Origin of the sequence: Cupriavidus consociatus, assembly GCF_017814975.1 — a bacterium.
Classification (GTDB): Bacteria; Pseudomonadota; Gammaproteobacteria; order Burkholderiales; family Burkholderiaceae; genus Cupriavidus; species Cupriavidus consociatus.
Window position 1 is genome coordinate 35,531 of the sequence record NZ_JAGIQA010000008.1, and the last position, 24,561, is coordinate 60,091.

Sequence of the window (24,561 nt, forward strand, 5' to 3'; positions counted from 1 at the left end):
GATCGCCTGTTCCCTGACAGGTTGTACGCATCCCCAGGATCTTTGGACCGGACAACACTCTCGAATCGTATATCGCTGGCTGCGTCCATCGGACTCGACGATACGGGCGTACGGCAACCACACAACGAGACACCCAAAGTTTGCCTAATTTACCCAGCGTATCTGTGCGCCGTCTTCCTCCAAGTGGAATGCGATCTTTGGCGGGGGCAAATCAAGCTCTGGTATGCCGCTAGACAACTGCTCTGCCAGCCTCAACCAATAGTTCGATCAGCCGATTCGCCACTGGAGACATGTACGCCCCCTCCCTATGTCGAAGTTCGAGACGCCGCGCCATGTTTGCTTCTGACAGGTATCTCTCTCGCTACATCGGAGCCAATGACGCATGGGTTGCCACTTCGATGCGGAGCTTTACATTGGGCATTTCTGCCAAGACAGCCGGCGCGATGCGTGTCATGAGGAATTGGGCCGCTGTCGCCACAAGTCCCACCATTGCCGGCATCAAGTCCGGAGAAGCTCTTCGTCCCGCATGGTTGGATGACGCACTCCGTGCAGCAGGCGTTGTCGGTTCCGCTCAGGAACCGGTCCATTCACTTCGGAATGTTGACGTGTTGATTGTCGACCAATGCGGAGGTACAAAAGGACGCGGCCTCAATTCTCGTGGAAGGTTGCGTTGACTAGCCAGGATGTGGCGCGATGTTGCCGCATTGTCTCGCGTAACCATCTGGTATGAATCACTGCAGCCGTTGGCGCCCGGCATTGCGGCACAGGCCAATCACTGCATTGCCTTCAGAAGCTCCAGAGCACCCCCACGCGGAACGTCCGCGGCTCCGCCGGATGGATATGATGGTCGTTGATGCCTGTGGCCACGCCGCTGGCATCAACGGGCGACGTTTCGCCCTTCAGCAGCGAGGCGTAGTAGTAGTCGATGTCGTTGACGCGCTTGTCGAACACGTTCAGCACTTCGGCGAAGATCCGGACGTCCTTCAGCACGCGATACCCCACCTTCAGGTTGACCAGGAACGACGACGACGAGCGCACGCTGTTGTCCTCCACCAGAGGTCGCGGGCCGAAGTAACGCGCCCGCGCGCCGACCGACCAGCGCCCCCGGTTCAGCGAGACGCCGGCCGAGGCCGTGGTCTGGATCGATTCGGGAATCGAGTCGCCAACGTCCTCGTGATCGCGGTAGCGCGCGCGGGAGAAGCCGGCGTCGGCGTCGAGGATGAGGCCGGCCAGCGGGCCGCCCTGCGGGGCAAAGTAGCCCGCCAGCTCAATGCCAGTGCGACGGCTCGGCCGGCTCGGCTCGGTGGTGCCGCTGTCGCCGGAGAACACAAGTTCGGAGCCGATGTCGAGCTGCCACAACGAGGCCGACAACTGCAGCCCGGGCGCGAACCGCAGCGTGCGCACGCCGATCTCGTAGCCGGTCGCCGGCACCAACACGCTGACCTTCTGCGCAGGCGCGCCGGTCGACGGTTCGACGGTGGTCGACGCGCCGCGCACGTCATTGCTGTGATAGCCGCGTCCCCAGTTCAGGAAGATTTCGGTCCTGTCCGCCGGCGACATCACGATGCTCAGCTTCGGACTGATGACGCGGTCGCTGCCGTTGCCCGAGTTGGCAGGATTGTCGCCCGATACCCCGTACCAGAAGTGGTCCGCCCGCAGCCCGGCCACCGTGCGCAGCCACGGCAGCCAGGTGGTCGTGTTGCGCAGGTACAGCGCCGCGCTGGTCTCGTTGGCGGTGTCGGTGCGCACCGTCTGGTAGATCTGCCGCGCCTCCGAATTCGCCAGCGTGATCGGGTCGAGTCGGTCGAAGCGGACCTGCGTGCCGATCTCGGTCTCCGAGTCGCGTTCGCCGAGCTTGCCGAACCAGATACGCGAAACGTTGGCGCCGGCCGTCACGCGGTTCTCGAACTGCTCAAACTGGTCGCCGCGCTCCGGGTTGTTCAGCGCATAGGTGAAGTTCGAGAACAGTTGCAGGCGGCTCTTGATGACGTAGGCGTTGGCCTGCATCACGCCGTTCCCCAGCGGCCTCAGCCAGTCCGCCGATACGCTGTAGCGCGACGCATAGCCGCCGTCGGTCGGATCGATATTGCCGAAGCGCGGGATCAGGCCCTCATTGATGGCCCGCTGCGGCACCTGGTCGGTCGAGTGCCAGTCGTTGCGGTAGGCCATCGCGGTCACGCCCAGCCGCTCACCCCCGCCGAGCGGCAGCGTGTAGCGCAGCACGCCATTGAGTTTGTGCACGCCCTCCGGCAGCACCCACGGCCCGTTCTCGCCAAGCCATTCGAAGCCATACAGCAATGTGCCCGGCCCGACCTGGTTCGACTTGGCGAGCACCGCGCGGCGATAATCGTGCTGCCCCAGTTCGACTTGCGCGATCCCGGAAGGCAGGCTCGATACATAGTCCATGCGCACCGCGCCTGCCGCCGAGAAATCGCCTTCCTCGGCAAAGTATGTGCCCTTCTTGTACGCGATGCCGCTCACCAGTTCCGGGATCACGAAATTGAGGTCGGTGTAGCCTTGTCCGTGGGCGTGGGTGCGCATATTGACGGGCATGCCGGCCACGGTGGTCGACAGGTCGGTGCCGTGGTCGAGGTTGAAGCCCCGCAGGAAATACTGGTTGGCCTTGCCGTCGCCGCTTTGCTGCGTGACGATCAGGCCCGGCACAGTCTCCAGCAATTCGCCAGGCCGCAGCAGCGGACGGTTCTCCAGTTGTGCGCGCGTGACGTAGCCCTGGTTTGCCGCCGTGACAGGGATGGCCTGCACCGCGTCGTCACTGGAAGCCCATACGGTCACGGCAGGCAGTTCGCCTTCGGCCTGCTGCTGTCCGCCGGCCAGTGCAGCACTCTGCACCACGACAGTGCAAGCCGCACAGATAAGGGAGCGATGGACATGGCTCCGCGGCCCGGAGCGTGAAAATGGCGGGAAGACGGGCACATTTTTTTGTTATGTGGAATGGTAAGAGCTATTTTGCAAACTTCATACCAAGCGCCCAGTCACATGCCACCAGGTTTCCCCGCCAACGTCCGGAACCGCTTAGAAATGTGGGTGGGGGTGCAGGTGCTCGCGCGGGTGAGATGCAGCGTGCGACTCGAAGCGCGTTGGATCGCCGGCCGTCATGACCATGTTCAACTGGCCCTGCCTGACGCCCCGCTCGCTGCTGATGGCATCGGCCAGCTTGCGCACCGCGCTGGCCGGGCCTTTCAGGATGACGGTCTCAATACAGTGCTCGTGATCCAGATGGGCATGCATCGTCGACACCGTGAGCTCGTGGTGGTCGGGGCTGGATCCGGGTCAGGCGCTCGGCCAATTCGCGCTCGTGGTGGTTGTTGAGAAGCGTCCCCCGCTTCCCGGGCCAGCGTCAACAACAAGTTGGTGGTGAGTCAAAGTATCAAGGTCTGAATGCCTGATATAAACCGACGCGCCCGATATCTCGGCGACCTTAACTTCGCGTGAGCTTGGCAGAAATTCCCGAACGGAGAAGCACATAAGATCAACTGTCCCAAAGCAGCCTTTGGCCTGTTACAGAATGACGCCCTATATGCGCGCCGACTGCCAGAAAAACCTGTTCATCGTCGAAGAGGCAACTCGCTACGATCTCTACGACCAGCCCGGCCCCGTCGCGCAGGCCGTTGAGCGATTGCTTAGCTTCCACCGCAAGCACCTCTGAGTCCACCAACGGGGCCGGAGCGTTCCCCCGACTTCTATTTGCAGCGGACGATCTCCGTGATTGGCTCGAAATAGCAGGCATAGCGGACATTGGCTTATGCGTCATTCATTGGCATGTCCGCAGTGCCGATGCGCGCCTGTATGCCGTCAGTGACGATCTGCGGTTCGGAGGCGTCGCACTCATAGAGCGCCATATACTGCCACTCGGCTGCGCACTCGTCGATGAATGCAGGCAGAGTTAAAGACGAGGTGAAGACGGTGGCATACCCGCCCTGTTTCGCACGGCCTATCCGCGCGAAACAGGCGTTCCTGCAGCGCCCGCGCCGTCGCCAGTAGGCCTGGCCCGAGCTCGCGTTCGACACGGGCGCGCACCCATGCGCGCGGCACGGCCGATGCAGGCGACGGCCAGCGGCGGCTGTTCCGGTATGTAGAGCGGCACGGCGATCGCGCCCAAGTCTGCCTTCCCCTCACCAAGCGACATGCAGAAGCCGAACTCATGCATTTGCGAGGTCTTCTCGGCCATGCGCCGCCGCAGCCTGGGCCAGTCGCGGCCCGCCTTGCGTTCCACATGGCTCTGCAGGTAGCACCGCTCCAGCACCGGTATTGCTGCCAGCAGCGCCGATCCCATCAGCGACGATCCGAAATGCAAGCGCCCTCCCGGCGTCAGGCGCAAGTCCAGCTCCGCCTGGCTGCCCGCAAAGCTGTGTTAAATGAAGTGTGACCTAAGGTTGCGACGCATTCCGCTAGCGCCATCAATCGTGGCCCAGATGTTCCCCTTCCCCGCATTCAACGGCCGCATCCGGCAATCAGCGTCAGCCATCAGCGGGCGGCCGCCTAAGTCGAATTCTCTAGCCAACGATGGGTGCTTTGCGGAGTCCGAGGACAGCGCTTCGACAGAGGCAAAGCGCGTAGAATTGCGAGGTGCTCGGTCCTCCCAATCCACGGAGTCGCTCCATGAGAAAGCTCATTGCATCCACCTTTGTTTCGCTCGACGGCGTCATGCAGGCGCCAGGCGGCCCGGATGAAGATCCCACCGGCGGGTTCGCCTTCGGTGGCTGGACCTTCAACTACTGGGACGAGGCCATGGGCCGCTCCATGAACGGCTTCGACGGCAAGGACCGCGAGCTCGTGCTCGGCCGCAGAACCTACGAGATCTTCGAGGCGTACTGGCCGTACCAGCCGGACGACAACCCCATTGCGCGGACGTTCAACGCGACCAGGAAGCACGTCGCCTCGCGCACGCTGAAGACGCTGCATTGGAACAACTCCACGCTCCTGCGTGGCGACGTGATCGCAGCGATCAGAGCGCTCAAGGGAGAAGCGGGAAAAGATTTGCAGATCATCGGCAGCGGCAACTTGATTCAGACACTCCGGGCCGCATCGCTGATCGACGAGTACAACGTGTGGACCTTCCCCGTCGTTTTAGGGCGCGGCAAGCGGCTGTTCGAGGCCGGCGCGAAACCCGGCGCGCTGCAGTTGGTCGCATCGCAGCCTTCTAAAACCGGTGTCGTAATGAGCACCTACGTTCCGACCGGCGAGGTCCCGCTCGGTTCGTTTGCGCAGACCAAGCCGAGCGCAAAGGAAATGGAAAGGCGCGCGAAGCTGGCGCGCGATGGAGATGGACGCGGATCCTGACAAAATCCCTTGCTAAGGGTCGAATCTTTTCATGATGACAAGTCGGCCGCCATCCCCAGAGTGCACGCAGGAATCGACGAGCGGAGCGCTCGCGGGCGCTAGATCCGTTGCGAGCGCGGCAACGAGACGGTAAAGGTCGTCCTCGCTCATCTGATGCGACCCCTATATCGCCTCCATGGCCGATCGCGATGCACCGACAAATGTAGAGACCGAGCCCCAGTCCAGCATGCGGTTCACCTTGTGTTGAGGTAGATATGTTCCGCGTTAGCGGCAAACAGCGTAGGAAAGGCTGCCGGGGGGGATGGGGTTCCCATCATTCTCTATCTCCAGCACCACCGCCTTTCCGCGGCCGGCAGCAAATAGCCGAATTTCCCCCGAACCGTGTCTAACGGCGTTGACCAGCAGGTTGACCACAAGCTGACCAATGCGATCCGCATCCCAGCGCCCTGCCAGGTCACCGTCCTGGTGGACTTGAATAACCGCATCCGGGTACGGCGCTCGAACTTCTTCCACGGCATTGTTGCAAATCCTGCCAAGGTCCTGACGCTACAAGCCCATGGGTAGTGTTTCGGCCAGGCGCGTGCGAGTGAAGTCCAGGAGATCGTTCACCATTCAATTGCTGCACGCAGTACCACGCCGCATGTTTGCGGCAGCCCTTACGCTCATCGCCGAGAGGTTCTCATCGCGCAACATGACCTCCAAGGAATTGCTCATTGCACTGAGAGGCGACCGCAGATCGTGCGCCAGCACGCCTGCGAAAAGATCCCGGATTCTCTCGGCCCGTTGCGGCCCATGTTCTTCCTCGCCAGGTGGATTTACGCTGCAACCATTCGCATAGTACGTCACCACGTCAACTCGTCCATTCGCACTGCCGCACGTGCTGCTGGGCTCTCCATCTTCTGACCGCTGGAGCTCTTGCGTCACCGCCGAGACCCCGGTGGTCAGTGCTAATCGCCAATTGGCACGCTCACACCCGACTCCGAGCTCGGTATTGCCATGTCCAGCAGCAACACCCTTCGAGGCGAGAACGCTGGACTGGAACGACCACCGGTATGTCCACGTGTTCGGCTGGGACCAATATCGACAGCGCAGGCTGTTGGAGATCTTCAGGAATACTCGGCAGGCAGCGCTAGAAGCGGTCCTAGCCTTTCAGTACCCTCCTCCGTTCCGCCAGCTGTTTCCGATCGACTATGCGTTACTGTACAGCGACGATCCCTGGGGAAACCCGGAAACCGCCGCAACGACATGACAGCCTCGAAGTGCTGGGCTGGAGTTTCGTCGATTGGCCCGGTTCGTTATTCACGGGATGCCCGGCGCTATCCTGACTAGACGTTTCACCGCGCCTCAACGCAGGGAAGCCGCGCTTGCGCGTGCAGAGCGCTTCCGCCATGGCAATGCAGCTGCTTGGAAGAAGTCGAGGATGGGGGCGCTTGTGCAACGCCATCGAAGTAGATCCACCTCGCTGCGACAGGGGCGGGTACCGCGGATCGACTCGCCGGCACGGCCGGCGCGGCGCTGAGTACAAAGACGGCGCCGAAGCCGAATGCTTGGCCGCGCAAGGCAGGTAGGGCAACTACCAAAAGATGAAACCGCAGCCCACGGCTAATGCAACTGGCAGCACTACCTGCCACGACAGTTTCAATACCTTCGCCCGTCGTCCACGAAGACAGATTGTCCGCTCGGACCTGTGGAACTCACCTAAGCCATCGGAGTAAAGCTTTTCCCACCGCATTTCCATGTCAGCTCTCTTCATTGATTAACTCATTCTTAGGGATGGCGTTTGGCATTGCAATGGGGGGAAACGTGTGCGGCTCATGCATCGGCAAACTAATACCTCTGGCTGATGATCCACTTTGCGCTTGGCGAGTATGCTTTTCTGCGGAGACGAATTCGCTGCGGGTCGGGCAGTTGCCGCCGTGATGCAGAGTCCTGGTGAATGCTAGCACGCGTACCCATTCGAGGAGGCACTATGCATTGGACTGAGTCTATCAATGCCGGTCGTGAGCTTGCAGAGGGTCTTTTTCCCAAAGAGCTGCCCGTTTTCCAAGAGAGTCGGACAACGATCCTGTTCAGGGTCGTGGTCAATGGACGGGGCACCTACTACGGCTTCTTCCCCCACGCCTGCGATGCCATCGCGGATGCGCTGGACCATGGTGCATTTAGTGTTGCGGTGGTGCGGGCCTAGCCAAGCACGATAAACCAGCTTCCAGCCGTTCGACCACGGAGAACCGGCAGAACCTCCAGATGGGACGTATCTGCGCCTGCGGTATGTATCTCGGCGTGGTCGAATTAGATCGGAGGCATTTCATGAGCACTGAGGCAGCCGTTCCATGCTTACTCTGTGCGTCACTAGCGCGACGCTGGCTCGATCAAAGAGATCGGTTGCATGGCGGTCGCATCTACCGCTGCGAAGCTTGTGGTGGGCGGTTCTCAGTTGCTGGCGAAGCCTTGGCCGCCATCGAGCAGGGGCAATGGGGCGCTACTGAATTGCGTGCTGCGGTTAGGCACGGAATTGCCGGGAAACGACGGATTCCCTACGCGACTGGGGAACAACAACCAACTTGTTGTCCGTATTAAGCGCCCGCCGCGTCTCGGCGACTATCACCCCTCCCCCTCGACCAGCTCCGCCCCTCGGGTTGCGGTAGCAGACCGCTGGCGGTGGAGGTCGCCAGTCAACGCACCCCCACCGCCTCCAACTGGTCCAACGTCAGCTGTGCACGGCCCTATCTGGTGGCGATGGACGCGTTTGTTGCTCTTGACTACGCCTTTACCATTGGGGAGCGATTGGCTTCGCCGCGTGCCCCAACGTACGACGCCGCCGATGCTGCGGCCATTTGCAAAGCGGGAAGTTGGCCGCGTATGCGGTTTGTCACCTCTGAGCGACGCGCTTCAAGCAACTAAGCGCAGGCGCCCCTCCAGAAGCGGGCGCCCGCACTTGTTGCAGCGGGTTGTCACACTGGTTTAGCGGTAACCGCTCGCCGACCGTTTCCCCCGCCGAGCAGGTCGTAGCGATCGAGATTCATGACCTTATTCCACGCGACCACGAAGTCGCGCACGAATCTTTCCTTCCCGTCGTCGCAAGCATAGACCTCAGCCAACGCACGCAACTGAGAATGCGCCCCGAAGACGAGGTCGGCAGCCGTCGCGGTCCACCTGGTCTTGCCCGTAGTGCGATCAATGCCCTCGTACACATGCTTGTCCGAGACGGAAGGTCTCCACGCCAGGCCGATGTCGAGCAAGTTCACGAAGAAGTCGTTGCTCAACACGCCCGGCTTGTCGGTGAACACGCCGTGCTTGGATTGCCCGTGGTTTGCACTGAGCATTCGCATGCCGCCCACGAGTACCGTCATCTGGGGCGCGGTCAGCTTCAGGAGGTTGGCCCGGTCCAGCAGACGGGTCTCCGGCGACAGAGGATCCTCCGCTCGGAAATAGTTGCGGAACCCGTCGCCGATTGGTTCGAGCACGTCAAAGATGCTCTCATCCGTCTGTTCCTGCGACGCATCGGTGCGACCAGGCGCGAACGGGACCCTGACGTTGTATCCCGCCTTTCCGGCCGCTTCCTCTACGGCAGCGCATCCGCCGAGGACAATCAGATCGGCAAGCGAGACCTTCTTGCCGCCGGACTGCGAGCGGTTGAAGTCGTTCTGGATGCGCTCGAGGGCCGTGAGGACCTTTGCCAGCCGCGATGGCTCGTTGGACTCCCAATCCTTTTGCGGCGCCAGGCGAATCCGCGCCCCGTTGGCACCCCCACGTTTATCGGTGCCACGGAAGCTGGCGGCAGCGCCCCAGGCCGTGGAAACCAACTCAGCGACGGACAAACCAGAGTCGAGGATCGTGCGCTTGAGGGCGACGATATCCTGTTCATTGATCAACTCATGATCGACGGGCGGAATCGGGTCCTGCCAAAGCTGTGCCTCGGGGACCCAAGGGCCCAAATAGCGCGAGCGGGGACCCATGTCACGGTGAAGCAACTTGAACCAGGCTTTGGCAAACGCGTCCTCGAGCTGGTCTGGGTTGTCGTGGAAGCGCTTCGCAATCGGCGCGTAAATGGGATCCATTCGCAGAGACAGGTCTGTCGTCAGCATCGTCGGGGCGTGTCGTCTGGACGCCTCGTGTGCATCGGGCACCGTGTCGTTCGCTTCGGGATTCTTGGGTTTCCACTGTTTCGCGCCTGCAGGGCTCGTAGTCAGCTCCCACTCGTACTTGAACAGGTTCTCCAGAAATCCGTTGTCCCATTTGGTCGGATTGTTCGTCCATGCGCCCTCAAGCCCGCTGGTGATCGCGTCGGCACCCTTGCCGCTGCCGAACTTGCTCTTCCAGCCCAGGCCTTGCTGCTCGATCGAGGCGCCCTCCGGTTCTGAACCGACATTGCCTGCCGCGGGCGCGGCACCATGCGTCTTGCCGACCGTGTGGCCGCCTACGATGAGGGCAACGGTTTCTTCATCGTTCATGGCCATGCGGGCAAATGTTTCGCGGATGTCCTTCGCTGCAGCGAGCGGATCGGGGTTGCCCCCCGGCCCCTCGGGATTGACGTAGATCAGGCCCATCTGCACGTTTGCGAGCGGCTTGGCGAGTTGCCGGTCGCCGCTGTAGCGCTCGTCCCCCAGCCAAGTGTCCTCCGGACCCCAGAATATGTCTTCGGGCTCCCAGACGTCGGGCCGGCCAAAGCCGAAGCCGAAGGTCTTGAAGCCCATGGATTCATAAGCCACATTGCCGGCAAGGATCAGCAGGTCAGCCCAGGAAATCTTCTGCCCGTACTTCTTCTTGAGGGGCCAGAGCAGCCGGCGCGCCTTGTCGAGATTGGCGTTGTCCGGCCAACTATTCAGCGGCGCGAACCGCTGCTGGCCCTCGCCGCCGCCGCCACGACCATCTGCGATGCGGTACGTGCCCGCGGCATGCCAGGACATGCGGATGAACAACGGCCCATAGTGGCCGTAGTCGGCTGGCCACCAATCCTGGGATGTCGTCATCAATTGGATGAGGTCCTGTCTCAGGGCCTCGACATCAAGAGTCCTGAATTGCTCGGCATAGTCGAATTCCTCTTCCAACGGGCAGGACAGGTGCGAGTGTGTGTGAAGTACCGAAAGATCCAGTTGATTCGGCCACCAATCCTTGTTCACCCGCGGTCGGCTGACCTTCGGAGTGGGGGCAGGTATAGCGGGGCTTTCGCTTTCGCTAACACTAGCAGTATGTTGTTTGTCAGACATATCATCCTCCGGGGCTCGGTATCGTGAGGTGCCACTTCTTGGAGTAGTATCTGCCGGTACAAAAACAAAGACCGACGCGTTAAATTTTTACAATCAACGCGATAGGGAAACGCAATCGAGGCCGCGCCCGCTTTCGCTTCTGCTCCCGGAGCCTAGGGAATCGCCGCCGACCGCTCAGTTTTCGTGGTCATCGTGCCCGTCGCTATCGCTGCTGTCGTCCTGGTTGGAGCCGGGCAGCGCCGGCGCCTCCTGCCCAGGATCCTGTAATTTGTGCTGGTCGGATGACCTGGGAAAGGGGCGCGCCAGCACGGCTTCTGCTTGGTGCGCTCGGCCCGGCGCCTTGCTGCCGCCATTCGGACTGCACTGCGTCCCCCTCGGACGTCCATCACAGGCGTCCTTCCGCTCACGCGGCGGGCGCAAGTCTGCCAGCAGCTGGTGCGGCAGCACGGGCCTCCGCGTCGGCGCGCTCGGATCGACGCTGTGCCGCCGCCACTTCCGAGTTTCGTCTGCCCGCCTCCCGGTCCAGGAGGCGCTGGCGATGCGCCGTCTCAGCGGCCGCGAGCCGCTCCGTGTGCCACGTAACAGGCTTCGAGCCAGGCGACCAACTCCCCTTGCCAGCATACCCAACTGGGGAAGCGCGACATGTCCACGCCGATCTCCGCCACCACGACGCTGGCCGTCAGGTCACTGACCCCCGGCATCGTCGTGAGCAGGCGGGCGCGCTGCCGGATCGGCGCCAGCGCTTTTCCCACGGCCGCATCCAGTTCGGCCAACGTGTGTTGCAAGGCGTCGATCACCTGCAGGTGCAGCCGCAGCATCGTGCGATGGTGGTCGGTGATGCGTCCACGCAGTGCCTCGCGCAACTCAGCGCTCTTGTTGCGCGCGGTGCCCTGGGCCAGCGCGGCCAGACGCGCTGGATCGCTCTGGGGGGTGCTCGCAGGACTGCGGGTCCAACTACTGAACGGGCTTGTCGCACCAAGGGAAAGCCGACCTCGTCAGCAGCGCCAAAATTCATCCTACAACCACGTGCCATCTGTCGCCAGCCACGTCCCCCGCTTCATCCCCCGGGGTCGGGCCCGCCCGATGGCGAACTACTGACATTCGATTTAATCGACGGTCACGTGGACGCGGCAAGCCGGTACGGGATGGGAAGGTACAAGGAAGTTATGGCGGAACGTACCGCGGCGCCGTCCGTGTGGTCCAGCGGGCGATCCATCATGGCAAGATCACGGTCGCACCGGTGCAGCACGACGTATCGCTGGCGGGACGGGCGGTTGCGCATCCACAAACTGATCGGACGATCGGCAATGCGATCCAGCACGTGACGCAGGTACGCCTCGGGATTGAGGTTGTTGAGCTTCGCGTTGCCGATGAGGGTGTTCTAGTTGCCCAAGCGCGCGAGCGCCTCGCGCATTGGCGTCAGCGAAACCTTGATCACGCCATCGAGCGGCGTATCCATTTCTAGGATCAGGAGAATCGCCCCTGAAGCTGACAGCGCGCACAGGAGCAAGGCGACCACAATCGTCCCATTTCGCGGCGCAAGCAATCCAAATGCGCCAAAGATAATGGCGAGCCACGACACCAGCACGACCAGAAGCGGCAGGGCAACTGAGCCTTCCCTTTGCAGCAGCGCCAACGAGCGGGACGCGAAGACTTCATCGGAGATCTGGAGGGCGCGCGCTTGAATCTCACGTTGAGAGGGGGTGGTGGGCGAGAGTTCAGCCACCTTACGCTGAAACGCCTCCACGCGGACGCTGATTTCCGGGTTGCTCAGCCGTGCCGTGTGGGCTGCGTCCCTGGATGCCAGCAACTCTACCCACATTGCATAGTCGCGCCGAAGCGTTGCACGGAGTTCCTGTGCCGGCGGCCCGTAATGGAACAGCAGGCGGTCAAGGTGAACAATGCTCGCGGCATTGTGCACAAGATCGCCCTTGACCGTGTCAAACGTGCTTTTAGCCGATGAGATCAGTAGCCCAAGCACCAAGGCGGCGATGGTCGCGATCAGTCCGGTCGCCAGCTTGATGGCACTGCTCGATTCCTCGCTGAGGTGATGCTCCGGCAACACGTCGCGCAGGTAAAGTCCAAGCATGGCGGCGCAGAAGATGCACAGGAAAGCAATCAAGGCGATGACAAGTTGGCTCAACCTTCCGTCCTCCACTCAAGTTTCCCATTGCGTTCACAGGCCGTTTGCCGCATTGCCGGTCATACAAGGCGCGGCCGGCGCCAGATGCACGCCGGGCTTTCAAGCATTGCGACTCGCGAGGGCGATCGACGTGGTCAAGCGCACCCAAATTCGGTGCGGATCAGGTCTGGAACTTGCTCACCGAGTCTAGCCTATTTGACATCGGCGGTCCCCGGTCAGCAGCCAGGCGGTGACACCGGCATCGCGTACCGCCTGCGCGGTGTGTTCCGCGCCCTCGTCAAGGGTGTGCCACCGCCCAGCACAACGCCAGCACCTTCTCGCATTAGCCGGAGGGTGATGGTACGGCCCATGCCGCTGGCACTGCCCGTGACGAATGCTGTCTTCCCTGTCAGGCGCATTCGCAAGCTGTAGGCGCCTTCCCCCGCTGGCGAAATACAAATCCCTGCGGATTAGCGCAGGGATTTGGTATCTTGCTCCGATAATTTCTGAGACACTGCCTGGACGGGAATAGTCATTTCTTAAGGCTTGGAGATTCCCCTATCGCCGGAATCTTCGAAGCAGGGTATCTGACAGCGAGAGCGCCTCCGGCATCGCTTCCACTAGTGGGAGGCCGTGGTGGCCAGACAAGCCAAACCGTCCAGCAGAAATGAGCACGGCCTTTCGGCATCCCTGCGCACGGGCGCGCATCAGAATGCTGCCAATTAGCTTCGTGGTGATATCGTGCTCACGAAACTCCTGTAGCACGCCGACGGACCGCACCACAATTATTTCGCCATATTGCTCGGCGCAGGCACAACCGACAACGTGTTCGCTCACAAGGGCCACGTGAAAGAAAGATGACGGTTCGCCAGTAATGTCTGTTGGCAAGCCACAGCTGTCGAGTACCTCCGCAATTGCCTGCCGCTCACCTGCTTCCGCTACCCGGATTAGCAACTTGGAAGCACCCATGGCCGACTCACTCACACGGCTCATCATTAAGTTGATCCCTCCGTAATTGCGTTCGAATCAGAGTTATATTTTTCTAGCAATAGTGGAATTGCAAGCAAACTGCGCTTCCAACTTGCTGGTGTCGATTCACATGTTGTCGCCTGGTGCCGGAGATCGCCAGCCTGCGCATCGAGCGACCTAACGACTGCAGTGAAGCGGATACTATCCCCGGGGCATCGCTCGCCGTCGCAGCGCGGATGGTGACTGGCACACTATACTGACCCCGGTCTAAGCACCGACGCCCGAGGCGGTTACCGATCGCTGTGGCAGATCAAAGGCCCCCTCCGCGGATGACTGTTGAGTTCAGGAGGGTTCAGACCTGAGCATCAACCCACGCCCTCGCCCAGACGAGGCCTTCCGCGACTGCCCGCTGGAAGCTCGGATAAAAGCCAATCGGATCGGAGGTCTCTAGCACTTGGGTTCCCTTCTCTACGGCCCCCCGAAGCTTCGAACGAGCCGTCCCCCATGGGCTTCGCAAAGCCTCGAATGGTGTATCCCCCGTAGGTCTCTGTTGCCATAGTCGCCCCCGTCCGTTTCGGAGGATCGTAGCATGACGGAAGCGCGCCCCATCGCCTTCAGCAGCGCCACGATGCGCGCAATCGCCAACAACGGGCTAGGTGTCATGTGGGCCTTCGAGCTGGTCGACATACCTTTGAGCCCAAGAGATGCCTTCGCTTTGGGCGCGCTCATTCCTGTCGTGAAGCCCGAGCACTTCGGACTCCCTGACGGTATGGCGGCCTCTAGTGACGCGCCCCATGGATGCGAACACGCCCCTCCCAGCAGGTTTTGCGAACCCCTCGACGACGTAACCTCGATATCTTGCAATAGACATGGTAAGTCTTTCTCATATCGACAACTGAGGAGTCGAAGTCAATTCAAATGCCATTTAATACCCTAGCACGCGGCGGGCGGCTGCACCGCGTGGAGACATATTTTTAGATGCCCCTCGCCTTGGGGGTGGTGCTTAAGGAGATCTGAGCATCAAGCATCTGACATGGACGTTGTGTTTCTCCTTGGTGTCTACCGAGATACGGCATCTCCTCCACCGTGCAAGCTCATATTCGACGCCTGATGCTATAGACACGCACCGGGCCGCCTGAAGACCATCAGCAGAGTCTGTGCCCATGCCGCCGTCGCTAGACATTCCAGCGGGTTATGGCGCTATTCCGAACACATCATTGTGGGCATGGCCCACGGCCAGCACTATGGCGCTCGCGGCCTGCACCGTGCAGGCTTGCACTCACATAGAAGTCGGCGCACCGCGCGTGTCCCCGCTTCGATAACAATGGAGAGGGCATGCAAGCGCAAACGGTGTCGCGCAGGACGGAATTCGGACGCAGTCGGATGTGGTTGGCCGTGGCGCTGCTGTTGGCGCCGATGAGCGTTTCCCTGGCTCAAGGTATCGACCGGTCTTCGGCGGTTGCCGAGGACGAGGTTATGCAAGGCTTCCCACCGCTGCCCGACAGGCAAGTCACCCGCGGCACGGGGTTGCGCCCGCCGTATATGCGCTGGGCATTCCAGCATGCGCGTGAGATGTCACCAACGGCCGGTATCCGGCATGCCAGCCAGCCGCTGTCGCTGGCGGGTCCGCCCGCCTCGGACCTGGACGGCACCACGTTTGCCGTCGCGGGCGCAACCGTGCGGCTGGCCGATTACCTGCGTGACACGCATACTGACGGCTTTATTGTGCTGCACCAGGGCAGGGTTGCGTATGAGCGCTACCTCGCCGGCTTTGACCCTTGCCAACCGCATATCTGGGCCTCGATGACCAAGTCCGTGACGGGGCTGCTGGCCGCCATGCTGATAGAAGAAGGCAAGCTCGATCCGCAGGCCCGACTGGCGCGGTATGTGCCGGAACTGACCGGCAACCCGTTCGGCGAGGCCACAGTGCAGCAGAACCTGGACATGGAGGTGCCGGTCGGCTACCCAGAGACGCTGCCGCCGGACCTGGGACTGTTCGGTGCGGTGGGGATCGTGCCGCGCCAGCCGGATGCACCCGACACCATCTACGATTTCCTCAAGGTTGTCCATACCACGGGCGAACGCGACGCGGGCAGGGACTGGTATTACCAGAACGGCTCGCCGGAAGCGGTGGCTTGGGCGCTGCGGCGCATCACCGGCAAGAATTGGGCGCAACTGGTGACAGAGCGGCTCTGGTCGCGTTTCGCCGACGATGACGCCTATACCCAGGTGGACCGCCAGGGCACGGAGATGGCCAGCGGCGGCTTAAATTCCACGCTGCGCGACGCCGCCCGCTTTGCCGAGGCGGTGCGCCGGGCAGCGGCGGGAGATGCCTCGGGCGGGATTTCGCCGGCGGCGGTGCGCATCGCGCTGCAGCCCGCCGGCAACCAAGAGCGCTTTGCACGCGGCAACAGGATGCCGGGCCGCGAAGGCTACGGCTACCGCAACTACTGGTTCCAGCGCAACGACGGCGACGGCAGTATCGAAGCCAGTGGACGCTTCGGGCAAAAGATCTATATCAATCCGTCCACGGAGCTGACCGTGGTGAAGTTCTCCGCCAGCCCCGATGGCGCCGCGCGAGCGACCAGCGCGGCGGGCGTGCGCAAGCGCGACGAGCCGAAATTCATACAACAAGTCTTTCGGTTCCCGGACAGTCACCCTCCACGCCGACAGGGGTGAAGGCTGTTGCCCGAAGAACTGATCAAGTCGGTCCGCCATTCTCGGCGGGCATCGGGGTCTTTTTAACAAAAAAAACTGGAGAGTGAGCATGACAAAGAGAATTGCACTGATTACTGGAGGCATGGGGGGCTTGGGAGAGGCGATCTCGATCCGCTTGCATGACGCAGGCCACAAGGTGGTGGTCACATATTCGCCGGGAAACGCGAAAGCACAGGAATGGCTATCAACCATGGCTGCGAGCGGTCGCGAGATGCTCGCGTACGAGGTCGATGTCGCCGACTACGAAAACTGCCAGGCCTGCATGGCGAAGATCGTGGCCGACGTGGGCCGCGTCGATATCCTCGTGAATAACGCCGGTATTACCCGCGACATGGCGTTCAAGAAGATGGACAAGCCAAGCTGGGATGCGGTGATACAAACCAACCTCGACTCGGTGTTCAACGTCACCAAGCCACTCTGTGACGGCATGGTGGAGCGCGGCTGGGGCCGGATCATTAATATTTCGTCGGTCAACGGTTCGAAGGGTGCCTTTGGCCAGACCAACTACGCCGCTGCCAAGGCCGGCATGCACGGATTCACAAAGGCGCTAGCTCTGGAAGTCGCCAGGAAAGGCGTTACGGTGAACACCGTATCTCCTGGCTATCTCGCGACTACGATGGTGATGGCCGTCCCTAAGGACATCATGGACAGCAAGATCCTGCCGCAGATTCCGATGGGACGCCTCGGCAAGCCTGAGGAAGTTGCGGGACTGATCGCTTTCCTATGCACAGAGGATGCGGCTTACCTGACCGGTGCGAATCTCGCCATCAATGGCGGGCAGCATATGGACTGAAGTACCAATGGGCAGTCCATCGTGTCAGGCTCTTCGCCTGGAAATCTGGGATGATAGCGTGAGTATTGGTCGCGTTACCGGCAGGCGTGTGTTATGCCCTCTGGAATGCCTGAAGTGCTGGGACCTGGTGCATTCCCTGCCTGCTGGCGCCGCGATCCGATAGAGAATAACAATCGCCACGCTTGACTGATCCATTTGTCGTGGGTGCATGGTGGCTCCTCATGATCTGGGAGTCAGAGACGGATATTGACCATCACCAGGCGAAATGGACTACCTTGATCTGGCGTTTGATCCGCGTCTACAGAACCAGGCGCGCGTGTTCGGTATCGAATCAACCCTCGATGTCGGCGTCATCGAATGGAAGGGACATTCGTTTTATCACGTCAGTGGCGTGAATCGTAGCGGGCAACGTGTGCTCGTCGAAGTCTTCAAAGTCAATGCCCACGGCAAACTGGAAGCTGTGTTGGTCTACCAGTATCCCGTACCTATCCGCGACCTCTACCGCAATTAGAGAGCCTGTTTTTCTATCGCTGGCTTACCTGGGGGGCCTGATGTCTTGATGTAGGGACAAAACCACCTTTCCCCAATACAAGAGATGGCTGGCGAACATGGGTCTTTTGCGTCACAGAAATTTCACACTAGCGCCAGTCCGGTCCACGCCAGATATATCGAGCCGGCGGCAACTAATAGCAACGACAGAAGCCAATAGTAGCGGGCACCATGCCATGGCCGATCTGGGTGCCCCGGCTGATGAAAAAGTACGTGTCGCATCTCGCCCTCTCCGCACGACCTTGCCTTCCTTCAGGATAGGCCGCGGTCGTTGAGTCGAGCGCAACGGGATCCGAGAGCAGCCCATCCACGCATCGTGTCCGCCGTGGAGTTCGTCGTGGGTCTGCTACAGGGAGTGCTTGTCGGCACTCGCTTTCGCCTCCCATCTGGCTGCAGACATCCCCCCTCATGATTCCAGGCAGGTGCGTGTGCGGTAAGTCTTCGCGTACGAAGTGGGTAGCCTCGGTGTAAGCACCCACGCCTTGAATTAACGCAGTTTGTGCATCCAATCCGGATCGGGAACCTGCCGCGCCGCGTAGAACGCTTCAAGCCGCTTGCGATTGCGCATGCCGGGTCGCAGCCCGAGAAAGGTCGCCGCGTTCTGGCCGAAAAAGGCATTCGACAGGGAGGTCTGGCGCACGACCTTGCCCGGCTCTTCTGCTTCGACCCGCGCCATCACGTCCATGAAGTCCGACAGATATCGCTCCACATTGTGCTGGGGCAGGATCATGGTCCAGTCGGTGCCGTACATCAGCCGTTCGCGCAGGACGTTGTTGTCCGAGGCAGCGTACAAGTGCCGCAGCAACTCGGTTATCTTTGGCTGATTGAGCAGCACTCCTGCAAAATACCCGCTGTCCGCGAAGGCATTCGCGCCGGCCGAGTTGGGCGCGGCGGTGATCAGGCTCAGGAACTTGCGCGACTTATCGCCGTGATGGTCTTCTGGGTCAGTGTCGCCGAAGTGGCCGAAGCTGACGCGCAATCCGGGGAACTTACGCAATGCCAGCGACCAGTAGTCGCTTCCCGCCAGCTCCTTGAATTCTTCGTAGGGACCGTTTGAATGATTTGTGTGGGCCATGATTGGCACGTCATTCCTCATGCAATACCGGAACAGCGCTTCCATCGCAGCATCTAGCTGGGATCCGAAGTCAGGCGACGCCGCGGCCGCTGGCAAGCCCTTCTTATCCTGCCAGACGGTCTTGCCGGCATTGCCCCATGCTGCAAAGCCCATCGGAGGATAGAGCTTGACCCCCAGGAACCCCTGCTGCTCGATCGCATACCGAACCAGGCGTAGCGACGCGCCAACGCCGTCTGTGCCCTTCGTCATCAACTCGCGCAACGGGCAGAACGGCACGAATCCATGGACGCGGCCGCCCGTCAATGTCGATATTAGCCCCATCAGTTCAACCTGCTCCGGCAGCGTCGTAGGCGTTTGAGCTCCCTGCGCCAGCCACCAGTCATAGTCGACCATGCTGGCAATGATCAGGTCAATCTTGCGCGCCGAGTTGCGGGAATAGGTCGTCAGATAGTCGATGGCGTTGACATGGCGATGGTTGAAGTTATGCAAGATGAACCGGATGTACCCGAGAAAGGTTGGGTTGCTACCCAAAATGCCGGCCGTGTCGAACTGTTGTCGCTCAAACTCATCGTAGGTAGCCGGCAGGGCATCAATGGCTGCACCCATCCCCACCGGCCCTGCGTCCCTTGGCCCGAGAACGGCGGCGCCGTCGGGCGTCTGGTAGACCGCGTCGGCAGCCGCTTTCAGCTCGCGGCGGCCGACGACATAGCCCTCTTCGAATGCCGGCGCGGCCAATGATCGCATCTGCCCCGCATCCTTGCATTCGATGAGTTGTGCCGCGTAGCTCCGGATGGCCTTGCGTTCACTTTGCGCGTCTGGCGCAAAATGCCAGCCGAGCGCCTGCAACAGCGCGCCCGCACCGCTGACGAGCGGGTAAAGTTCAGAGTCTTCGCCTACCGTCGTCTTTGCCAGGAACATGCGAATCTGGAGGTCGCGCCCGTTGAAGATGTGCGTATGCACATCAATGGTCAGTGGCAAAGTCCGGTCAGAGATCGTCGGATCGACAGGACACAGCGGATTCGCAACTGTCGGAAGCGGACACAAGGCAGAGGCAAGCGTGGCCAGGAAAGCGCGACGATTCAGGGGCATGATATTGACCCTCGGCGTTGGCAGATCAGTAACGAAGCGTGGCGGCCGGATCGCCGTAGTAGACATACAGCAGACCCAGGGGGTTCTTCTTTTCGGCGTAAAGCTCGCGTCGAATCGCTGTCAGGGCGTCACTTACCGCCTCGCCCCTGCCCAGTCTCTGGATCAGGCGTGTCGCCACCTCATGACCGAGTGTGATCCAGATCGCAACCTCCGTGACAACTACACCCTGCGCGCCGAGCCGAACGATGACATCTCCCAGGCTGACGTGTGGAAGCTGCGTGGAAGGCCCGGTCTCGCAGGCATTGAGAATGACCAGCGGGGCGTTCGTCAAGTATGGTATGCCCGCGCGCAGTTCCTCTTCGGATTGCCTGTTCAACAGCATTTCAAGCTTGTTGCTGGTGACCAGGTCACCTTCATTGAACTTCAGTTGAGGGCCGTCACTATAGCGATCGCCCGGTTGGGCGTCGCCAGTCGATGCGTGAAGAAATGCGACCACGGCAGAGATGCGCTTACGCTCTTGCGGAAGCACCTGGTTCAGCAGCGCAGACCCGGAATCGACCTCCATCATGTCCGAAATGGGAATCTGGCGCAGCTGTCGCATCTGCTCACGAGCCAACGGCACAGTGGGATCGGCGGTGCTACCGTAGCGGGCGAAAACCACCTTCTGCGGCAATTCCTGAGCCTGATGAGCTGCGCTGCCCGGCCCGCCGCTTCTTGCCCGCGACACGCTCAGGCTGAAGCGCATCCCCCAGAACTTCTTCGGATCGGGATCCATGCCGCTCTGGTGGAGATACTGCCAGGGGAGCGAAACCCCGTCTGTCACAATCTTCAGGCGCAACGGGACGGTACGCGGAGCATCGGCTGCGTCCTCAAGCTTGCGGATAATGGTGAGCAAGCCCGGGTCATTCGAGGCCGTGAACAGGTTCCTGTACAACTGCATGCCGATGTCGCCGATCACTTGAGTGACCGCCGTTGCTTCCGCGTCCGTCAGGCGCAGGCTAGCTTGCGATGCCTTGGAGACAGCCGCTTCCGTTCCCGTGGCGCTCAGTCGCTTGACCAGTGGCCCTTGCAGGCTCACTGCCGACATCACACCGTAAGCTGAGTTGGTCACGGCATCCAGGAAGGCTTTGTCCTCGATTCCTGAAGAAAACTGCCTGCGTTCGCCATGCTCGTCGAAAGCCTGCTTGCCGATCAAAGCCTGCATCTCCGCACTCATCGGCTGGATCTCGATACTGACCCCCTGCTTGTCCGTGACAAGCAGGACGATATCGGGCTTCCACGCTGCCTCGGGCGTCGGCTCGACCCCGCCACTGGTCACGGGGGATTGCTGTACAGACGCAGGTACAGCGTCTTCCGCATCGATGATGACGTCGACCACCATGCGATCCTGTATTGCTCCCGTGGCGTCGTTCAGCACCAGGATGCGCAGTGTGCCGACATAGGGCGTTCCGGCGGGAGCTTGTGCCGGCGTGAAGGAGAAGCTGGCTTGCGTGGAACGGCTTTCAGCCGGCTTGTAGACGATGCGCTTGAGCGAATCGGCATTTGCCTCACAGAAGGGGCAGTCCAGCACCACGCTCAGCGGCACATCAACCTTGCTGCGTTGGATTGCCGCAGCCGCTGGTTGGACGGGAAGGATTGATGCCGGATTGTGCGGGCCGAGATAGAACCGAAGCGTCGCGAGCTGACGCGACCGCAGGGATTGCCGCTGCGGGTAAGCGCTGCTTGCCGGCGACAGCGGCGACAGGCTCGCGTTGTAGCTAACAGTGGTTGGAGGTCCCGGGGACGGGGATGGCGTCGCGGACGCCTGTTCTTGCCTCGTCGCGCTTGTCGCCGCGACTGCTACTGGGGCGAGATGGAGAGGTTCCAGCGCGAACACCGGGGCCTCATCAGGAAAGTACTTGTGGGCCAGCTGTAAGCTGCTCACCGACAGCGCCCGAGCCACCATCTGCGCGCGATCCGGATGGCTGTCTTTGACAAAGCTCTTCAGGCGACCGATGAACTGGTCATAATCATAGCGTGAGAGCGCATTTGGATTCCGGCCAGCCATTGCCTTGTTGCGCGCCAACGTCTCCCCAGTCCTGGCGCCTGCATTGTGTCGGTCGATGATAGTACGGGCATCACTCAGAAATCCTTGCTTCACCAGCCCTGGTAGCGCATCCAGGGCCGCACGGTTGACGACCAGTATGTAGCCGCGATACCTGTGGTTGCTTTCCGTAATGACCCAGCCGCCGCCAGACATGTCCTTCAGTTCCGACCACGGTGCCTCGGCGGCATCGACCGTGCCTTCGCGCAAGGCGGAAGGGAATCCTTCCTTTGACAGCGGGACCGGAATTACACTGAGGCGGGCCCATTGCTTCGCCATGTCGCCCGCTCTGCGGGTGCCCAGTCGCAGTCCCTTCAGATTGCTGAGCGCCGGCAGGGGCTTGCTCGAGACGAGCTGCAGCATCCCGCCGTGCAGGTATCCGAGCCCGGCCAACCCTTGGCTGCCGAGATGCGACAGCAGGTGCAGGCCATCCATGCTGCGCTCATATTGCGCCACCGCATCGAGGTTTTTGAACAGAAACAGTGAATCGAAAATGGTGAAATCACGCACTTGCGTGGCCACGGTATCGATCGGGATCACCGCCAGCTGGACATCACCGCGCTTTACCTTCTCCATGAGCTGTTGCGGTGGGATCGGGGAGGCAGTCGCTGGCGCAATCCGCAATGCCCGCGAGGCTTGGGCGCTGAAGCGCTCAGTGAGCCTGGCGACAGCCGCCACTTCCGATTCTGGTAGTCCGCCAGGAACCTCGGCACGCCACTGGTAGACCTGCGCTAGGCACGATGGAACGGTCACCAACAGCAGGAGCCCGGTCAGGAATGATCTGCCGTCGTGAATTAAGCTGGAGAACGCCCGACGCCGGACCACCTGTGCCTGGTTCATCTTGCCCTCCCCTCCTATAGATGGTTCACCAAAGGAGAAGTGTCAATATGAACTCCTTGCTAAGGATGAATGCCGGAGGCGCGGCGAGTACTTCGTTGCCGCAAGGCGCGAGGGGGCTCACCCGCAATCCAAAGGGCAAACCGGCACGGCACGCGGCGCAAACATCACATGAGTCATGCGGAGGGAAAGAAATCGGCTTGCCGGCCGGAATGCGCATGTGGTGATGTTCTGCCAATGCCTCCATGGCTGGCTGTGAGAGTCGCTCCTGAACCGCAAACTGGTACTCTGCATTTTGTGCCTGCGCTTCATGCTTGCCACATGTCAACGCGCGGAAACCTTGGCCGTCCCGCCACCAACTTCGGTGCGGCATTCGATGGTCGTTCTTCGTGGGCCCCATCGCTCGCCTCGGGGCGGTCGCGAGCCAAAGACGACGCTTGGTCGTCTTGAAGGTTGAACACGCTCTTGTTTGAGACTAAGTTGGAATCGCCTGTCTCCCGCAACTGCGACTTGGAAGCTCCCATGGCCGACTCACTATCTGTCGTCAAAGCTGCTTACGACGCCTTTGGGCGAGGCGATGTCGCAGCCATCCTGGATCTTGTCGCTGAAAAAGTGGACTGGAAGCTATTGGGGCCATCGGCAATTCCCTACGCAGGCCAGCGCAACGACAAGCACGACGTAGCGCGCTTCTTCGCTGAGGTCGCGCAGGCAGATGACATGCAAAGCTTCGAGCCACGAGAGTTCATCCAATCCGGCGAACACGTGACCGTCCTAGGCTTTGAACGGTTCACTTGCCGGCCAGAGGGGAAACTGGTCGAGACCGAATGGATTCATGTGTTCACCGTTCAAGGTGGAAAAATAACCCGCTGGCGTGGCTGCTACGATACTGCCGCTCGCTTCGTATAACACCGGATGCCGGTGGACGTGGCGAGCCGACAGTAGCAACTAACTTCATTTCGTGCCTGGGCCGATGATGGGGTCAGTAAGCGATCGCTCGTTTTCGCTTCTTCGGCGCACTCTTGGGTGAGTCGAGCTCCAATTCCGTCGACGATTGGTCACGCCGTTTCACTGCTCGACCGACCCGCTCCCCTCAAACTGCGCCCTCCCGGCTTCCGGCACGCCGCGCGATAAGCAGTGTGTTATCGAATTTATCGAAGCGCCCCGTTTTACGGTCCTTGCGAGGTGCTTTTTTTTGCACCACAATGCGTGAAGCCGTGGCACTCGGCATCACGCGAAGCCGGGCCCGTGTTGACGCCAATTTCGTATATTTTGACCGGCGATTGCCACTGCCGCTGTTTTTGATCGTCCGTAAACGGCCATGCGGTCGGGGTGCTTTGCGTCATCGATGTCCATCCTCATGGCGATTTCTCCGACGAGGACTGTGAGCGCCTGCGCGAACTGGGGCGGATGGCGGCCGACAGGCTGGAGCTGCGCCGCATCGAAATGGCCGCGCAGGAAGGCAGCCAGCGTCTTTCGGGGCAGCTGACCATCAGCGCGCGGATCCCGGCCGCGCACAGTGCCGAGGCGTCCCGATACAGATTCCCTCACGGGGCTGGCCAACCGCGCCACCTTTTACCGGCGCGTGGAAGAGCGGGGATGTCCGGCCAGCCGGCGGCCCTCGCGTGGCGTGCTTGCGCCTGCAGTCTTTCTTCCGGCGCTACCCCTTCTCGGCCAATTCACTGTGGCGTTGTAGCCTACCTTTCACTGCCTTATTGTCCGATAACTACGCCATAAGAGTATGGCGCCATAGATGGCAAGTAACGCAACGAACAGGGGCCAAAAGAAGAGCCAGTGCAGCCATTCGTAACCTCGAGCGAC

The 24,561-nt window shown here is 61.1% G+C and carries 18 protein-coding genes and 2 pseudogenes; 7 read left to right on the top strand and 13 right to left on the bottom strand.

What is annotated here, in order from left to right; translation table 11 throughout:
- Nucleotides 1-786: 786 nt before the first annotated feature.
- The 3 genes from J8I82_RS12935 to J8I82_RS39590 form a co-directional block, all read right to left on the bottom strand.
- The gene (locus J8I82_RS12935; RefSeq protein WP_284183059.1) at nt 787-2,850 is read right to left on the bottom strand and encodes a TonB-dependent receptor; all 2,064 of its coding nucleotides are present in this window, start codon (nt 2,848-2,850) and stop codon (nt 787-789) included.
- A 183-nt stretch (nt 2,851-3,033) separates the two neighbouring features.
- A complete protein-coding gene (locus J8I82_RS12940) occupies nt 3,034-3,249 on the bottom strand; it encodes a hypothetical protein (RefSeq protein ID WP_245179697.1) in 216 nt (71 codons plus the stop codon).
- 42 nt (nt 3,250-3,291) lie between these two features.
- Complete coding sequence (locus J8I82_RS39590; protein WP_209757992.1) at nt 3,292-3,486, bottom strand: DUF779 domain-containing protein; 195 nt, start codon at nt 3,484-3,486, stop codon at nt 3,292-3,294.
- A gap of 40 nt (nt 3,487-3,526) precedes the next feature.
- Between J8I82_RS39590 and J8I82_RS12950 the strand changes: the two genes are divergently transcribed.
- On the top strand, nt 3,527-3,667 hold the full coding sequence (locus J8I82_RS12950; protein ID WP_209757994.1) for a hypothetical protein: 141 nt from the start codon (nt 3,527-3,529) through the stop codon (nt 3,665-3,667).
- A gap of 285 nt (nt 3,668-3,952) precedes the next feature.
- Here J8I82_RS12950 and J8I82_RS12955 read toward each other — a convergent pair whose 3' ends face one another.
- The gene (locus tag J8I82_RS12955; protein ID WP_209757995.1) at nt 3,953-4,315 is read right to left on the bottom strand and encodes an IclR family transcriptional regulator; all 363 of its coding nucleotides are present in this window, start codon (nt 4,313-4,315) and stop codon (nt 3,953-3,955) included.
- A gap of 305 nt (nt 4,316-4,620) precedes the next feature.
- Between J8I82_RS12955 and J8I82_RS12960 the strand changes: the two genes are divergently transcribed.
- A complete protein-coding gene (locus J8I82_RS12960; protein ID WP_209757997.1) occupies nt 4,621-5,301 on the top strand; it encodes a dihydrofolate reductase family protein in 681 nt (226 codons plus the stop codon).
- 264 nt (nt 5,302-5,565) lie between these two features.
- Here J8I82_RS12960 and J8I82_RS12965 read toward each other — a convergent pair whose 3' ends face one another.
- Nucleotides 5,566-5,814, bottom strand: a complete 249-nt coding sequence (locus J8I82_RS12965) for an ATP-binding protein (protein ID WP_209757999.1) — start codon at nt 5,812-5,814, stop codon at nt 5,566-5,568.
- 1,456 nt (nt 5,815-7,270) lie between these two features.
- Here J8I82_RS12965 and J8I82_RS12970 point away from each other — a divergent pair.
- A complete protein-coding gene (locus J8I82_RS12970) occupies nt 7,271-7,486 on the top strand; it encodes a hypothetical protein (RefSeq protein WP_209758001.1) in 216 nt (71 codons plus the stop codon).
- Nucleotides 7,487-8,252: 766 nt separating this feature from the next.
- On the opposite strand, the gene katG is transcribed toward J8I82_RS12970, so the two are convergent.
- The 5 genes and pseudogenes from katG to J8I82_RS12995 all read right to left on the bottom strand — a co-directional run bounded on the left by katG (nt 8,253) and on the right by J8I82_RS12995 (nt 13,599).
- Complete coding sequence (katG, locus tag J8I82_RS12975; RefSeq protein WP_245179698.1) at nt 8,253-10,508, bottom strand: catalase/peroxidase HPI; 2,256 nt, start codon at nt 10,506-10,508, stop codon at nt 8,253-8,255.
- Nucleotides 10,509-11,089: 581 nt separating this feature from the next.
- A pseudogene (locus J8I82_RS12980) lies at nt 11,090-11,434 on the bottom strand (transposase); the annotation flags it as partial.
- A gap of 362 nt (nt 11,435-11,796) precedes the next feature.
- Nucleotides 11,797-11,886 (bottom strand): annotated as a pseudogene (locus J8I82_RS12985) (transposase domain-containing protein); the annotation flags it as partial.
- Between the two features lie 3 nt (nt 11,887-11,889).
- A complete protein-coding gene (locus tag J8I82_RS12990; RefSeq protein WP_209758003.1) occupies nt 11,890-12,651 on the bottom strand; it encodes a bestrophin-like domain in 762 nt (253 codons plus the stop codon).
- A 537-nt stretch (nt 12,652-13,188) separates the two neighbouring features.
- Entirely contained in the window at nt 13,189-13,599 is a 411-nt protein-coding gene (locus J8I82_RS12995) for a GNAT family N-acetyltransferase (RefSeq protein ID WP_209758005.1), read from the bottom strand.
- A gap of 1,335 nt (nt 13,600-14,934) precedes the next feature.
- Between J8I82_RS12995 and J8I82_RS13000 the strand changes: the two genes are divergently transcribed.
- From J8I82_RS13000 to J8I82_RS13010, 3 genes are all read left to right on the top strand, one after another.
- On the top strand, nt 14,935-16,278 hold the full coding sequence (locus J8I82_RS13000; protein WP_209758007.1) for a serine hydrolase domain-containing protein: 1,344 nt from the start codon (nt 14,935-14,937) through the stop codon (nt 16,276-16,278).
- An 88-nt stretch (nt 16,279-16,366) separates the two neighbouring features.
- Nucleotides 16,367-17,110: an acetoacetyl-CoA reductase gene (phbB, locus tag J8I82_RS13005; protein WP_209758009.1), complete on the top strand. Its 744-nt coding sequence runs from the start codon at nt 16,367-16,369 to the stop codon at nt 17,108-17,110.
- A gap of 265 nt (nt 17,111-17,375) precedes the next feature.
- Complete coding sequence (locus J8I82_RS13010) at nt 17,376-17,621, top strand: hypothetical protein (RefSeq protein WP_209758011.1); 246 nt, start codon at nt 17,376-17,378, stop codon at nt 17,619-17,621.
- A 525-nt stretch (nt 17,622-18,146) separates the two neighbouring features.
- On the opposite strand, the gene J8I82_RS13015 is transcribed toward J8I82_RS13010, so the two are convergent.
- Together J8I82_RS13015 and dctP are read right to left on the bottom strand one after the other, a co-directional pair.
- Nucleotides 18,147-19,823, bottom strand: a complete 1,677-nt coding sequence (locus J8I82_RS13015) for an amidohydrolase family protein (protein ID WP_209758013.1) — start codon at nt 19,821-19,823, stop codon at nt 18,147-18,149.
- Nucleotides 19,824-19,848: 25 nt separating this feature from the next.
- The gene (dctP, locus tag J8I82_RS13020) at nt 19,849-22,746 is read right to left on the bottom strand and encodes a TRAP transporter substrate-binding protein DctP (protein WP_209758015.1); all 2,898 of its coding nucleotides are present in this window, start codon (nt 22,744-22,746) and stop codon (nt 19,849-19,851) included.
- Between the two features lie 519 nt (nt 22,747-23,265).
- On the opposite strand from dctP, the gene J8I82_RS13025 reads away from it, so the two are divergent.
- Nucleotides 23,266-23,649 (top strand): nuclear transport factor 2 family protein, encoded by a 384-nt coding sequence (locus tag J8I82_RS13025; protein ID WP_209758017.1) that lies wholly within the window; start codon nt 23,266-23,268, stop codon nt 23,647-23,649.
- A gap of 260 nt (nt 23,650-23,909) precedes the next feature.
- On the opposite strand, the gene J8I82_RS13030 is transcribed toward J8I82_RS13025, so the two are convergent.
- Entirely contained in the window at nt 23,910-24,086 is a 177-nt protein-coding gene (locus J8I82_RS13030) for a hypothetical protein (protein ID WP_209758019.1), read from the bottom strand.
- Nucleotides 24,087-24,561 lie beyond the last annotated feature (475 nt).

Coding starts and splice junctions, on each gene's coding strand:
- J8I82_RS12940 (WP_245179697.1), bottom strand. CDS start 3,249: ATGCATGCCCATCTGGATCACGAGCACTGTATTGAGACCGTCATCCTG.
- J8I82_RS39590 (WP_209757992.1), bottom strand. CDS start 3,486: ATGTGCTTCTCCGTTCGGGAATTTCTGCCAAGCTCACGCGAAGTTAAG.
- J8I82_RS12950 (WP_209757994.1), top strand. CDS start 3,527: ATGACGCCCTATATGCGCGCCGACTGCCAGAAAAACCTGTTCATCGTC.
- J8I82_RS12960 (WP_209757997.1), top strand. CDS start 4,621: ATGAGAAAGCTCATTGCATCCACCTTTGTTTCGCTCGACGGCGTCATG.
- J8I82_RS12970 (WP_209758001.1), top strand. CDS start 7,271: ATGCATTGGACTGAGTCTATCAATGCCGGTCGTGAGCTTGCAGAGGGT.
- katG (WP_245179698.1), bottom strand. CDS start 10,508: ATGTCTGACAAACAACATACTGCTAGTGTTAGCGAAAGCGAAAGCCCC.
- J8I82_RS12995 (WP_209758005.1), bottom strand. CDS start 13,599: ATGGGTGCTTCCAAGTTGCTAATCCGGGTAGCGGAAGCAGGTGAGCGG.
- J8I82_RS13000 (WP_209758007.1), top strand. CDS start 14,935: ATGCAAGCGCAAACGGTGTCGCGCAGGACGGAATTCGGACGCAGTCGG.
- phbB (WP_209758009.1), top strand. CDS start 16,367: ATGACAAAGAGAATTGCACTGATTACTGGAGGCATGGGGGGCTTGGGA.
- J8I82_RS13010 (WP_209758011.1), top strand. CDS start 17,376: ATGGACTACCTTGATCTGGCGTTTGATCCGCGTCTACAGAACCAGGCG.
- J8I82_RS13015 (WP_209758013.1), bottom strand. CDS start 19,823: ATGCCCCTGAATCGTCGCGCTTTCCTGGCCACGCTTGCCTCTGCCTTG.
- dctP (WP_209758015.1), bottom strand. CDS start 22,746: ATGAACCAGGCACAGGTGGTCCGGCGTCGGGCGTTCTCCAGCTTAATT.
- J8I82_RS13025 (WP_209758017.1), top strand. CDS start 23,266: ATGGCCGACTCACTATCTGTCGTCAAAGCTGCTTACGACGCCTTTGGG.
- J8I82_RS13030 (WP_209758019.1), bottom strand. CDS start 24,086: ATGACGCAAAGCACCCCGACCGCATGGCCGTTTACGGACGATCAAAAA.